The organism is Natronococcus sp. A-GB7, from assembly GCF_029688865.1.
Classification (GTDB): Archaea; Halobacteriota; Halobacteria; order Halobacteriales; family Natrialbaceae; genus Natronococcus.
This window is the reverse complement of record NZ_JARUKV010000003.1, coordinates 16,427-29,363: the sequence shown is the minus strand read 5'-3', so window position 1 is coordinate 29,363 and position 12,937 is coordinate 16,427. Positions and strand designations below refer to the sequence as shown.

Sequence of the window (12,937 nt, the reverse complement as noted above, 5' to 3'; positions counted from 1 at the left end):
GATTAGTCCTCGGCGACGGCCGCCTGCGCCTCCTCGAGCGTGAAGTTGCCCTCGTACAGCGCGCTCCCGACGACGACCGCGGCCGCGCCGGCCTCTTCGAGCGCCCGGACGTCCTCGAGGGTCGCGACCCCGCCGCTGGCGATCACCGGAATCTCGGTCGCCCCGACGAGTTCCCGGACGGGTTCGGTGGCGACGCCCTCGAGCTGTCCTTCGACGTCGACGTTCGTGAACAAGATCGCAGCCGCGCCGAGCTCCGCGTACCGTTCGGCGGCCTCGACGGGCGTGATTCCCGCACTCTCGGTCCAACCTTCGACGACGACCTCGCCGTCTTTCGCGTCGAGACTTACGACCACGCTGTCGGGATACGTCTCGCTGATCTCGGCGACGATGTCCGGGTTCTCGACCGCCGCCGTCCCGAGGATGACCCGATCGACGCCGCGCTCGAGCAGGTCGACGGCGTCCTCGGCGGTTCGGATCCCGCCACCCAGTTGCGTCGGAACGTCGACGGCGTCGATCACCGCGTCGATGGCATCAGCGTTTCGTCGTTCGCCCTCGAAGGCGCCGTCGAGATCGACCAGATGCAGCGTCTCCGCGCCGGCGTCGATCCACCGTTCGGCGGCCTCGACGGGGTCGCCGTACGTCTTCTCGGTGCCGCGCTCGCCCTGGACCAGCTGGACGACCTCGCCGTTCTGAACGTCCACCGCGGGGATCACCTCGAACCCGTTTGGTTGCATACTCGAGTGCGCGCGGTCGGGGCGAGTAAAGGCGACGGTTTCGACGACTGCCATCGGGCGCGGAGTGTTCGGCGATCGTCCGGAACTGTTACCTGTCGGGTCCGTGTCGGAAGGAGGTATGCCGGAGAGCCTGGTGCTCGCCCAGGACGTGACGACCCAGCCGGAGCTGACGACGGACATCCTCGTCGTTCTCGGCGTCGTCGCCCTCGCGCTCGTCCTGTTTCTCACCGAGCGGCTCCCGATCGACGTCACCGCGATCCTGTTGATCGTCGTGCTGGTCGTTCTCGAGCCCTGGACCGGCGTCGACCCGAGCACCGGCGTCTCGGGCTTCTCGAACGACGCGACGATCACGGTGCTCGCGATGCTGATCCTGAGCGGGGGTGTCGCCCGCACCGGTCTCGTCCAGGAACTCGGCCGACGGATGGCCGCCTACGCGGGCGACAGCATCCACAAGCAGCTGTTCGCGACCGTGCTCGCGACGAGTCCCGCCTCGGGCTTTCTCAACAACACGCCGATCGTCGCCCTGCTCGTCCCGGTCGTCACCGACGTCGCGAACCGGGGGAACACGTCGCCCTCGAAGCTGCTGATTCCGCTGTCGTACGCCTCCCAGGTCGGTGGGATGCTCACGCTGATCGGCACGTCGACGAACCTGCTCGCGAGCAACATCAGCGGCCGACTGAGCGAGGAGTATCCCGAGCTTCACGCCTTTTCGATGTTCGAGTTTACCCAGCTCGGTGCGATCGTCGTCGTCACGGGGGCGCTGTACCTGATCGTCGTCGGCCACTACCTCATCCCCGAACGGGTGCCCCCACGGGCGGACTACTTGGAGGAGTACGCGGTCAGCGATTACATCGCCGAGGTTGCGGTGGTTCCCGGCTCTCCCCTGGCCGGCGAGACCGTCGGCGACGCGACCGATCGGTTCGGGTCGGACATCGACATCGTTCAGGTCGTCCGGGATCGGGATCGCTCGGTCGCTCCCAGACAGGACGTCCAGCTGCGGGAAGGTGACGTCCTCGTCGTCCGCACCGAACGGTCGGCGATCGCAGCCTTCGAGGACCTCGAGGGGGTCGAACACGTCGGCAAGCCGGATTCGGTTGCGGATCTCTCGACGAACGACGAGACGGGGACCGTGACCGAACTGATCGTCGCGCTCGACTCCCGGCTCGTCGGCGAACGGCTCGACCCGGAGTCGTTCCGCGAGGAGTTCGGCGCGGCAGTCCTCGGGCTTCGGCACCGGGGCGAACTCGTCAACGAACGGATCGTCGGTCGACGGCTCGACGTCGGTGACACGCTGCTCGTCCAGGCTCCACAGGAGACGCTCGATCGGCTCTCGCGCCGGGAGGACGTGATCGTCGCCCGCGAGCCACCCCGTCCGGAGTACCGCGCCGACAAGGCACCGATCGCCGTCGCCATCATGATCGGCGTCGTCGCCGTCGCCGCCGCCGGGCTCTATCCGATCCTGCTGTCCGCGCTCGCGGGCGTCGTCGCGATGGTCGTCACGGGCGTCCTCGAGCCACACGAACTGTACGAGGCCGTCGAGTGGGACATCATCTTCCTGCTGGCGGGCGTGATCCCGCTGGGGATCGCCCTCGAGGGGTCGGGCGCCGCGGCCTACCTCGCGTGGCTGGTCGTCTCGACGGCCGGCTTCCTGCCGACGATCGTCGTCCTCTGGCTGTTCTACATCGTCACGGGGCTGATCACGGAGGTCATCAGTAACAACGCGAGCGTCGTCCTGATGGTTCCGGTCGGGGCGGCCGCAGCGGCGGGGATCGGCGCGAACCCGCTCGCGTTCGTCTTCGCGGTGACCTTCGCCGCCAGCACCTCCTTTCTGGGACCGATCGGCTACCAGACGAACCTGTTCGTCTACGGGCCCGGCGGGTATCGCTTCAGCGACTACTTCCGGGTCGGCGCGCCGTTGCAGCTGATCCTGTCGATCGTCACCGTGCTCGGGATCGCCTACTTTTGGGGGGTCTGATCCGACCAGGGGTACCGTCGGCGCGATGCCGGCAGTCGAAAACGGGATGGATTCGACACACTATTTGTTCCTCGAATACGCCCGTTCTATCTACTGATGGTCGAAACCGTGTTGCTGGTCGGGATCGTCGCCTCCCTCTTCGTCGGGTTCAATATCGGCGGTTCGTCGACGGGGATCGCGTGGGGTCCCGCGGTCGGGGCCGGGATCCTCGGAAAGACGACTGCGGCAGCACTGATGACGTTTTTCGTCTTTCTGGGCGGGTGGACCGTCGGCCGGAACGTTATGGACACGCTGGCCGGCGACATCATCGCGATCGAAATATCGCTCACCGCGGGGGTAGCCGTCCTCTTTTTCATCGGGCTGGGGATCCTCATCGCGAACGTCTTCGGTGTCCCGGTTCCGACGTCGATGACGACCGTCGGCGCGATCGCAGGGCTCGGGTTGGCGACCGACACGCTCAACGTCGAGGTCATCGGCTGGATCATCACGTGGTGGGCCGTCACGCCAGTGATCGGATTCTGGGTCGGCGCGACGATCGGCCGATACGTGTACCCGGAGCTCAACCGGCGATTCGAGATCCGCAACTCGGCGGGACCGTTGCTGGTTCTCGATCGTAACGGTTCAGTTCCACTGCCCTCGTTCGGCCCGAACACGACGTTCCAGGAACTCGGCGGAACGATCGTCGTCCTCGTCGTCGGCTGCTATATGGCGTTCAGCGCCGGTGCGAGCAACGTCCCAAACGCCGTCGCCCCGCTCGTCAGCAGCGGCGCGCTTTCCGAGGAGCCCGCGATCGTCCTCGCGACGGTTGCGATCGGGTTCGGCGGCTTTACGATCGCCCGGCGGACGATGGAGTCGGTCGGCGGCGAACTCAGTGACATTCCGCTGCTCGCGGCGCTGATCGTCATGATCACGGCTTCGACGATCACCACACTCCTCTCGTGGGCTGGCATTCCGATCAGTCTCGTGATGGGGTCGGTGATGACGATCGTCGGTCTCGGCTGGGGACGAGCGACCCGTCCGATCACGGCCCGGGAGGCGATTCGCGGCAACACCGACACCGAACTCTCGATGGGGGCACTGCGGGCGGAGCCGGACGCGCCAGTCACGCAGATCGGGGAGGAGGAGTCAGAACAGGCTCTCGATGCGAGCGACCTGTTCAACCCGCGAGCGGTCGTAAAGTACCTCTCGATGTGGATCATCGGCCCGTCGATGTCGACGGCGCTCGCCTACGGCTTCTTTACCACCCTCGAGCTGTTCTGACTCCCTCCGGATTTATTCGCGGCCCCGACGTAGATCGCGTATGGTCTCACGCGTTCTCGTTCCGATGGACGACTCGGAGATGAGCGAACACGCCCTCGAGTACGCCCTCGAGGTGTATCCGGACGCCGAGATAACCGTCCTGACCGTCGTCGGCGAACCGTCGTCGATGTGGGGGAAAGCGACGGGGCTCGCGCTCGCCGACAACCTCGAGGAAGCGGCGGAGGAAGCCGCGCGGTCGATATTCGAACGGGCGCGCGAGATCGTTTCGGACGCCGACGGTGACGCAGACCTCGAGACCGTCTACGAGCTGGGCCATCCCGTTCGCGCGATAATCAACCGCGCCGACGACTACGAGACGGTTGTTATCGGCAGCCACGGCGGGACGATCGCCGACAATCTCTACGTCGGCAACGTCGCGAAGAAGGTCGTCCACCAGTCGCCGGTACCGGTGGTCGTCGTTCGGTGACCGCTCACGCAGCGAATCGAACGGCCGCGGAAACGACAGCGTAATCGTTCACACGTCGATCAGTCGTCGTCGGTGCGCTCCGCCTGCTCGTCGTCGGTGTGCTCCGTCTCCTTGCCGTCGTCGCGTTCCGTCCCCTCGCCGTCGTCGTCCTCGAGAAGTTCCTCGATCTCGTCCTCTCGGGGCCGGCGATCGATTCGTTCGTCGACGGCTTTGACCTCCGCCTGTATCTCCTCGAGGCGTTTGCCGACGGTTCGCTCGACGGCCTCCTCGACGGTCTCACCGACCCGCTTCTCGACGGTTTCTCCCACCTTCTCCTCGACGGTTTCGCCGACAGTCTCTTCGACGCTTTTCTCGACGGTTTCGCCGACCTGCTCCTCGACAGTCTCTTCGACGGTTTCGCCGACCCGCTCCTCGACGGTTTCACCGACGCTCTCTTCGACGCTTCTCTCGACGGTCTCACCGACCCGCTCCTCGACGGTTTCGCCGACGGTCTCTTCGACGGTTTCGCCGACGGTCTCCTCGACGCTTTTCTCGACGGTCTCACCGACGGTTTCTTCGACAGTCTCGCCGACCCGTTCCTCGACGGTCTCGCCGACACTCTCTTCGACCGATTCCTGAACGGCTGTGGTCATCCAATCGGGATCGAAGCGCGCCATCTTCCAGACGACGTGGACGACGTACGAGGCGAACACGCCGACTCCGAACGCGATCCCGACGTTCGTTCCGAGCACCATGATCAGCACGATCGAGAGCGCGATCAGTGCTCCGTAGGCGAGGTCGACGGCCGCGTCGACCCGAACCGGGTTTAGCATAGCCGACCGCCACCGACACGCGTGGATCGGACGGTTTTCGAACGCTCGTCGATAGCGAACTCTTCGTCCCCCTGCGGACCCGTTCCGGTCCTTCCCTGACGATTCCTCGAGACGAGTTTCCGATCGGCGTACATGATACTGTATTCCAGGGTATGACTGTTGAAGTTCTTTAGGATCGAACCCTCTCACGAACCGTCGAAGGAGCGGTTCGGGAACTCCCCCGGTATCGAGCGAATCGTCCGGTATCACGGCCGTCTCGAAGCGTCGCTTTGCTTCTGTGCGGAACGCCGACGGGCTTCGCAACGAACCCGTACCGTTTCGAGACACACTGATGACAGCATCGACTCGAGGCGGGTACGGTCGCCGGGTACGCCGCAAATAGGCGTGTTTTTACGGACGGATCCTGTGGCTAGTACTGTGACAGAAGTACTGCTTATCGTGGGGCTTCTCGTTGCGATGTTCGTCGGCTACAATATCGGCGGTGCAACGACCGGCCCCGCCTTCGGACCGGCGGTCGGAGCGAACGTCATCACGAAGCTGATGGCTGCCGCGCTGATGTCGATCTTCTTCTTCATCGGCGCGATCACCATCGGCCCGAACGTCGTCGACACGCTCGGCGCGGAACTGGTCACCGACACGGCGATCTTTACGATGCGTTCGAACGTCGCCGTCCTCTTCTTCATCGGCGGTGCGCTGTTCATCGGCAACTACGCCGGCGTCCCCGCCTCCACGTCGATGACCGCGGTCGGAGCGATCGCCGCGCTCGGGTTGGCGACCGGCGAACTCGACTTCGCCGTCCTCGGCGAAATCGTCATCTGGTGGATCGTCGCTCCGATCATCGGGTTCTGGGTGGCCGGCGTCGTCGGCCGCTACTTCTACCCGCAGATCAACGCCTGGGTCGCCATCGAGGGCAACCGGGAGGGACGCGAGATGATAACGGTCGACCGATCGGGGTTCGCCCCGCAGCTCCGGTTCGGGGACGACGCCGATCGCCGCGAGATCACGGGCGCGCTCGTCGTCGTCGCGATCGGCTGTCTGATGGCCTTTTCCTCGGGGACGAGCAACATCGCTAACGCCATCGCACCGATCTACGGCACCGGCGACGTCGACATGATTCCGCTGATCCTGATCGGCTCCGCGGCCGTCGCCGTCGGCTGTTTCACCATCGCCCGACGGACGCTCGACACGCTCGGCAACGATATCACGAACCTTCCGCTGACCGCCGCGATCGTCGTCGCGGTTATCAGTTCGGGGATCGTTATCGGACTCTCGTGGATCGGCATTCCCGCGAGTTTCGTCGTCATCGCGACGATGAGCATCATCGGGCTCGGCTGGGGTCGAGCCACCAGAACGACGACGCTCTCGGACGCCAGGGCCGGCGAGGAAACAAGGGTCTCCGTCGGCGCCCTGACCGCCGAGGAGGAAGGCGAACGCTCGCCCGAAATCGGCGAGGAGGAACCCGCAGACATCCCGCAGGCGTCCGACCTCTTCGATCCCTCGACGACGGCCCGCGTCGTCCTGATGCAAAACGTCGTCCCCATCATCTCGACGGTCGGCGCGTTCCTGACGTTCCGATTCGTTCCGATCTTCGGGCTCTGATCGCGCCTCGAGTTCGGCCGCGCGCCCGAACTCGAGTCCGACCCCCGATCGGTCCGACTTGCTCGCCGGTTCCGTAATTAAGTGGTAGACGCCTGCAGTGGCCGGCAGCGCCTCGGATCGAACAGCAAGCTATACCAAGGCGGGACTCGAACCGTCGTGTGATGCCCACGGTAGAATACCTCAACTACGAAGTGCTGGACGACCAGGGCTGGGAAATGGACGACGACGACCTCTTCGACGAAGCCGCCGACGCCGGCCTCGACGAGGAGGATTACGGAACCCTCGACGTCGCCGAGGGCGAGTACATCCTCGAGGCCGCCGAGGCGCAGGGCTACGACTGGCCCTTCTCCTGCCGTGCGGGCGCCTGTGCGAACTGCGCAGCGATCGTCTACGAGGGCGAGATCGACATGGACATGCAGCAGATCCTCTCGGACGAGGAGGTCGAGGACAAGAACGTCCGTCTGACCTGCATCGGTTCCGCCGAGACCGACGAGGTTCAGATCGTCTACAACGCGAAGCACCTCGACTACCTGCAGAACCGCGTCATCTAATCGGCCGCGTAGACCGCACGATATCGGTTTTATTTATTGTTGGGTAGACTGAAATACGCGGCATCAGCGACTCGGCTATCGGTCGATCGTCCCCGGCGTTCAACTATCAGTAGCAGTGAGAGTTGTGGATCGATCGATACCGATTCCGTTCCCGCGAAGGTACGGCTTTCGACGATCGTGGATTCCTAACAACGCCGCGACAGCTCGAGGTCAGCAGCGACCGCGTTTCTGTTCCCGGGCCTGCTATCACCGTCTACGAAACCAGTACGGGTTTCTTCTTAGCCAGTAGGAAACTGTACGAGGTTTCATACTGTCCGTATACAGAGAGTGGTGTATGACACGGGACGGGAGTAGCGGCAGCGGTCTTCGAACCCGTCGTTCGGTCCTCGCCACAGTGGGCGGTCTCGCCGGAACGGCCGTGGCGGGCTGTCTCGGCAGCGACTCCGCGTCGGTCAGCGTGCTGGCGGCCGGAAGCCTCGCTCACACGTTCGAGGACCACGTCGGTCCAGCGTTCGAGGACGAAACCGGGTTCGAGGTACACGGCGAGTACTACGGGGCGAACGCGGTCATGCGGATGGTCGAGGATCGTACCAAACACCCCGACGTCATCGTGAGCGCCGATGCGACCCTGCTTCGGGACCGACTGTACGGCGAGTTCACCGACTGGGACGTCGAGTTCGCGACCAACAGCGTCGGCATCGGGTACGACGAGGAAACGACGTTCGGACGCGGACTCGAGAACGGCGAGCCCTGGTACGAGCTGGCGCTCGCGACCGAGGAAGGCGACATCTCCATCGGTGACCCCGACCTCGATCCGCTCGGCTACCGCGCCGTCCAGGCGTTCGAGCTGGCCGAAGCCGAGCACGGTATCGAGGGGCTTCGCGACGAGTTGCTGGAGCTCGTCTCCGAGGAACCCGACGAGCCCCAGATGATGGCGGGCGTCGAGAGCGGCTCTCGAGCCGCGTCCGTCGTCTACCGGAACATGGCGGTCGACCACGGCATGCCCTTCCTCGAGTTTCCCGACGCGTACAACTTCGGGGAGCCCGGGCTGGCCGACCACTACGCGACGGTCGAGTTCACGACCGACGAGGAGGGGTACACCGCGGAAGGGCGACCGGTGTTGTACAACGCCACGGTGAACGACGAGGCCGACGAACCGGACGCGGGTCGCGACCTCGTCCAGTTCCTTGCCGACGAATCCGACCCGCTGGTCGAGGCCGGGCTGACCGTCGGCGACAGCCTTCCGCGTCCCGAAGGCGACCTCCCGGAGGCGATCGACGCGTGAGCCTCGCCAGGCGCTTCCCGACCCGTGGCTCGAGCCGGCTGCCTGAACTGCTCGTTCCCGCGCTGCTGGGCGGACTCGTCCTCGTCTACTTCGCGATCCCGTTCGTCGCGTTCCTGGCCCGAACCGGCGCGGTCGACGTCGTCGGGGAGCTGTCGACGCCGGAGGCCCGGGTGGCGATCCGCAACTCGCTGCTTACCGCTCCCGTTTCGACGGCGATCTCGACCGTCCTCGGGGTCCCGCTTGCGTACGTCCTCGCCCGCAGGTCGTTCGTCGGAAAGCGGCTCGTCGAGGCGCTGGTGATCCTGCCGCTGATCGTCCCGCCGGTCGTCGGCGGCGCGATGCTGCTTACCGCCGTCGGCCGGTTCACCCCCATCGGCGCCGCCGCCGCGGCGGTCGGCATCCCGCTTACCGATAGCCTGCTCGGCGTGATCCTCGCACAGACGTTCGTCGCTGCGCCGTTCGTGATCATCACCGCTCGTGCCGGGTTCGGCGCGGTCGACGAACGGCTGGAACAGGCCTCCCGATCGCTCGGCTACGGGCCGCTCTCGACGTTCTGGAACGTCTCGCTACCGCTGGCTCGCGGCGCGATCGTCGCGGGGATCGTCCTGACGTTCGCGCGGGCGATCGGCGAGTTCGGCGCGACGATGATGGTCGCGTACAACCCGCGGACGATGCCGACACGGATCTGGGTGGAGTTCATCGCCGGCGGTATCGACGCGATCGTCCCGCTCGCGCTGGCGCTGCTCGGCATCACGCTGGCCGTCCTCGCGGCGGTCCAGCGGTTCGGCCGCGTGCCGACGGTGATCGACCGATGATTCTCGAGCTCGAGTCGCTGACCCACCGATACGGCGACGAGCTGGCCGTCGACGACGTCTCGTTCGGGCTCGAGGAGGGCGAACTCGTCGCGCTGCTCGGCCCCAGCGGCTGCGGGAAGACGACGATCGTACAGGCGATCGCGGGCCACGTCCGACCGACCGCGGGGCGGATCCGCCTTCGCGACCGCGACGTCACCGAGGAGCCGCCCGAAGCGCGTCGCGTCGGCGTCGTCTTCCAGGAATCGACGCTGTACCCCCACATGACCGTCGGCGAGAACGTCGCCTACGGCCTCGCGTCCGGCGATATCGGCGCTCGAGAACGAGAGAAACTGGTGACGGAGTACCTCGAGCTGGTCGCCCTCCGCGATCAGCGGGACGCGTACCCCGCCGAACTGAGCGGGGGGCAACAGCGGCGGGTCGAACTGGCTCGTGCGCTGGCCCCGCAACCGGACGTGCTGTTGCTCGACGAACCGCTGTCGGCGCTCGATCGGACGCTCCGCGAGCGGCTCCGGGAGGAGATCGCTCGTATCCAGGACGAAACCGGGGTGACGACCCTGTTCGTCACCCACGATCAGGAGGAGGCGATGGCGCTCGCCGACCGACTCGTCGTGATGGACGAGGGTCGGCTCTCCGGTAACGCGACCCCTCGGGTGCTGTACGAATCGCCGCCGACCCCGTTCGTGGCGTCGTTTCTCGGCCGATCGAACGCGCTCCCGGCGACCGTCGTCGCTCGAGAGCCGCCGACCGTCGCAGTGGGCGACCGGGAGCTCGAACTGCAAAGCAGCGTCCGTTCTCCGCCGACGGGAGCGTCGGTCACGTGCCACGTCCGTCCGGCGGATCTGTCGATCTCTCCCCCTGAAGCCGCCGGAGCCAGCGGAACGAGACTCTCGATCCCGGGCGAGGTCGTAACCGTCGCGGACGTCGGTCGCCGGTACGACGTGACCGTTCGAACCGAAACCGGTGACGAACTCGTCGTCGAGCTCACCGACGACCCGCCGACAGCGGGCGAGCGAGTCGCGGTCGAACTCCCACGGGATCGGATCGCGGTCTTCGACGCCGACGAAAACGAACGGCAGCGTCTCGTCGCTGCAAACGAAACGAGGGGCTGAGCCCACAGCAGCACTGTTCGGTGGCGAACCGCTTCGTTCGGTACGAGCAGTCCGTTGCACCTACTTCTTATCTATCCAAATTCGTGAGGAAGCAACTACCTCCGTGGCCGAAAAGATAACGCCGTCGCGCTCGAGAGTACCCAGGCGTGACACCCCTCGACGTCACGACGGTTCCGGATCTGCTCAGACTCCTCGCCGTTCCGGTCTTCGGCTGGGCCGCCGTTCGCGACGTCAGGACCAGGCGGATCTCGAGTGCGCTCTGGATTCCGCTGGCGCTGCTCGGGGCGGTCCTCCTGCTGTGGGACGCCCTCGTAGCCCGGACCGCCGGTCCCGCCGTCTGGCAGTACGAGTTTCTCGTTCCGGCGGCGATCAGCCTCGGCTTCGTTGTCCCCTTCGCGTACCTGTGCTGGTGGTTCGGCGCGTTCGGCGGTGCGGACGGGAAGGCGCTGCTGGTACTCGCGCTCCTGTTTCCGACGACGCCGCAGTACGTCCTCGGCCCCTGGTCGACCCCCGTCGCGACGTCGCCGCTCGGGACGTTCTCGTTTACGATCCTGACCAACGCCGTCCTCGTCGCACTCGCGATTCCGCTCGCCCTGGCGGCCCGCAACGTCGCCGCCGGTCGCCTCACGCGACTCGTCTTCGTCGGCCGACCCGTTCCCTGGGAACGGGTGCCGACGACCCACGGCAAACTGCTCTCGGCGCCCGGCGACGACGGGGGTGGCGGGCTCGACCTCGACGCCCTCCGGATGTACCTGCGGTGGCGCGGCCTGACGCTCGCGCGACTTCAGGAGCAGCCCGATCGGTACCGGGATCCCGACACGCTTCCCGACGAACCGAACCCGCCGACCGACGGCGCCGTCGCCGACGGATCGGATGACGACGTGAGTCCCGCCCTCGAGGAGCCGGTCCGAGACGGGGGCGACCGATCACGCGAGTACGACGACCCCTGGGGCGCCGAACGGTTCCTCGAGGATATCGAGGGCACGGCGTACGGGACGTCGGCGTCGGAACTCCGGGACGGGCTCGAGACGCTGGCGGCCCGTGATCGGGTCTGGATCTCGCCGGGAATGCCCTTCCTCGTCCCGCTGTTTCTCGGACTCGTCGTCGCGCTCACCTACGGCGACGTGCTGTCCGGGATCCTACCGTAGGGTCCGTTCGTACGCCGGGACGAGAGTCGTCCAGAAGAGGACGAACGCGGCGCCGACGCCGACGACGAGCAGCCAGGGCCACTCGGCGCGGATCGGGAGCCCGCCCATGAGAAGCGAGACGGTCCCGACGAGCAACAGCGCGGCGACGCAGACGCTCGCGAGTTCGATCGTCGCCGCGACGGGGTTGGCTCGCACTCGAGCGCCAACGTCGGGAACTACCATACGCGACTCTCACACGAGGGGTTCAAAACTGTCACGGCCGGGTCAGATCCGGGACTCGATGTCGGCAGCGATGTCGTCGAGTTCGTCGTCGGCGAGATCGGGCGCCTCACCCGCGACGCCGTGGATCGGGCCGCCGCCGTCGCCCTCGAACCGGGGAACGATGTGGCAGTGAACGTGGGGGACCTCCTGGCCGGCTTCCTCGCCGTTGTTGAACGCGACCGTCGAGGCGTCGGCGTCGACGGCTTCCTCGACGGCAGGAACCAGTCTGTGAATCGTCGCGTAGAGGTCCGTCGCGACGTCGTCGGGAACGTCGTTCAGCCGCTCGTACTCGTCTTTCGGGATCACCAGCGTGTGGCCGGGCGCCAGCGGGTTGGCGTCGAGGAAGGCGACGGTGGTCTCGTCCTCGTAGACGATGCGTGCCGGGATCTCTCCCTCGACGATCTGCGTGAAGATCGTACCCATACGCGAGTGTGTGTCGGCTCGCCGTAAGAAGGTTACCCGGCGATCCGCGCTCAGAACTGGATGTGGGACGTCGAACTCGGTCCGTCCCCGTCCTCGTCGTCGTTCGTTCCACCATCCCGAAGGAAGCTGACGTCGTTGTCGGTCAGGTACACCTCCCCGTCCTCGACCTCGATCCCGACGTCGACGAGCGTCGTGTTCGCGGCCTCGCCGTTGTCGCAGTAGCCCGAGCAGGTCTCGAACATCGAGCCGTGTTTCGGACAGACGATTCCGCCGTCGCGGATCACGGCCCCGATTCCCTCTCGGTGGAGCCGCTGGCTCTCGTGGGTACACCGGTTGACCCACGCCTCGACCGGGGCGCGCTCGTCGTCGTCGCAGGGGACGAGGATCACCTCCTTTTCTTCGCCGCGCCCGTCCCGAACCGTAAACAGCCAGGATCCCTCCTCGAGAACCGTTTCGACGCTCGTCAGTCGATGTCGAACCGCCATACCTCGAGTTGGGC

Annotated in this window: 14 protein-coding genes; 9 read left to right on the top strand and 5 right to left on the bottom strand. The window is 66.1% G+C overall.

What is annotated here, in order from left to right:
• Nucleotides 1-2: 2 nt before the first annotated feature.
• Complete coding sequence (gene hisA, locus QA609_RS03540) at nt 3-734, bottom strand: 1-(5-phosphoribosyl)-5-[(5-phosphoribosylamino)methylideneamino]imidazole-4-carboxamide isomerase (RefSeq protein ID WP_278301394.1); 732 nt, start codon at nt 732-734, stop codon at nt 3-5.
• A gap of 118 nt (nt 735-852) precedes the next feature.
• Between hisA and QA609_RS03535 the strand changes: the two genes are divergently transcribed.
• From QA609_RS03535 to QA609_RS03525, 3 genes are all read left to right on the top strand, one after another.
• Nucleotides 853-2,709 (top strand): SLC13 family permease, encoded by a 1,857-nt coding sequence (locus QA609_RS03535; protein WP_278301204.1) that lies wholly within the window; start codon nt 853-855, stop codon nt 2,707-2,709.
• 96 nt (nt 2,710-2,805) lie between these two features.
• On the top strand, nt 2,806-3,969 hold the full coding sequence (locus tag QA609_RS03530; protein ID WP_278301203.1) for an inorganic phosphate transporter: 1,164 nt from the start codon (nt 2,806-2,808) through the stop codon (nt 3,967-3,969).
• 40 nt (nt 3,970-4,009) lie between these two features.
• Nucleotides 4,010-4,435 carry a universal stress protein gene (locus tag QA609_RS03525; protein WP_278301202.1) on the top strand — a complete coding sequence of 142 codons (426 nt, stop codon included), beginning with the start codon at nt 4,010-4,012 and terminating at the stop codon, nt 4,433-4,435.
• A gap of 59 nt (nt 4,436-4,494) precedes the next feature.
• On the opposite strand, the gene QA609_RS03520 is transcribed toward QA609_RS03525, so the two are convergent.
• Nucleotides 4,495-5,247, bottom strand: coding sequence for a hypothetical protein (locus QA609_RS03520; protein WP_278301201.1), 753 nt, complete (start codon nt 5,245-5,247; stop codon nt 4,495-4,497).
• 417 nt (nt 5,248-5,664) lie between these two features.
• Here QA609_RS03520 and QA609_RS03515 point away from each other — a divergent pair, with 417 nt between their 5' ends.
• From QA609_RS03515 to QA609_RS03490, 6 genes are all read left to right on the top strand, one after another.
• On the top strand, nt 5,665-6,846 hold the full coding sequence (locus QA609_RS03515; protein WP_278301200.1) for an inorganic phosphate transporter: 1,182 nt from the start codon (nt 5,665-5,667) through the stop codon (nt 6,844-6,846).
• A 161-nt stretch (nt 6,847-7,007) separates the two neighbouring features.
• Entirely contained in the window at nt 7,008-7,397 is a 390-nt protein-coding gene (gene fer / locus QA609_RS03510; RefSeq protein WP_005554738.1) for a ferredoxin Fer, read from the top strand.
• A 334-nt stretch (nt 7,398-7,731) separates the two neighbouring features.
• Nucleotides 7,732-8,682 carry an extracellular solute-binding protein gene (locus tag QA609_RS03505; RefSeq protein WP_278301199.1) on the top strand — a complete coding sequence of 317 codons (951 nt, stop codon included), beginning with the start codon at nt 7,732-7,734 and terminating at the stop codon, nt 8,680-8,682.
• Nucleotides 8,679-9,497: an ABC transporter permease gene (locus QA609_RS03500; RefSeq protein WP_278301198.1), complete on the top strand. Its 819-nt coding sequence runs from the start codon at nt 8,679-8,681 to the stop codon at nt 9,495-9,497. The genes QA609_RS03505 and QA609_RS03500 overlap by 4 nt, the downstream gene beginning before the upstream one ends.
• Nucleotides 9,494-10,606, top strand: a complete 1,113-nt coding sequence (locus QA609_RS03495) for an ABC transporter ATP-binding protein (RefSeq protein WP_278301197.1) — start codon at nt 9,494-9,496, stop codon at nt 10,604-10,606. Before QA609_RS03500 ends, QA609_RS03495 begins: the two co-directional genes overlap by 4 nt.
• Nucleotides 10,607-10,752: 146 nt before the next feature.
• On the top strand, nt 10,753-11,754 hold the full coding sequence (locus tag QA609_RS03490; RefSeq protein WP_278301196.1) for an A24 family peptidase: 1,002 nt from the start codon (nt 10,753-10,755) through the stop codon (nt 11,752-11,754).
• On the opposite strand, the gene QA609_RS03485 is transcribed toward QA609_RS03490, so the two are convergent.
• Genes QA609_RS03485 through QA609_RS03475 form a run of 3 tightly spaced genes read right to left on the bottom strand, consistent with a single transcriptional unit; the run spans nt 11,746 to nt 12,923 of the window.
• Nucleotides 11,746-11,976, bottom strand: coding sequence for a hypothetical protein (locus QA609_RS03485; RefSeq protein ID WP_278301195.1), 231 nt, complete (start codon nt 11,974-11,976; stop codon nt 11,746-11,748). The genes QA609_RS03490 and QA609_RS03485 overlap by 9 nt on opposite strands.
• A 42-nt stretch (nt 11,977-12,018) precedes the next feature.
• The gene (locus QA609_RS03480; protein ID WP_278301194.1) at nt 12,019-12,438 is read right to left on the bottom strand and encodes an HIT family protein; all 420 of its coding nucleotides are present in this window, start codon (nt 12,436-12,438) and stop codon (nt 12,019-12,021) included.
• Nucleotides 12,439-12,488: 50 nt separating this feature from the next.
• Nucleotides 12,489-12,923 (bottom strand): Rieske 2Fe-2S domain-containing protein, encoded by a 435-nt coding sequence (locus QA609_RS03475; RefSeq protein ID WP_278301193.1) that lies wholly within the window; start codon nt 12,921-12,923, stop codon nt 12,489-12,491.
• Between the last annotated feature and the right edge of the window lie 14 nt (nt 12,924-12,937).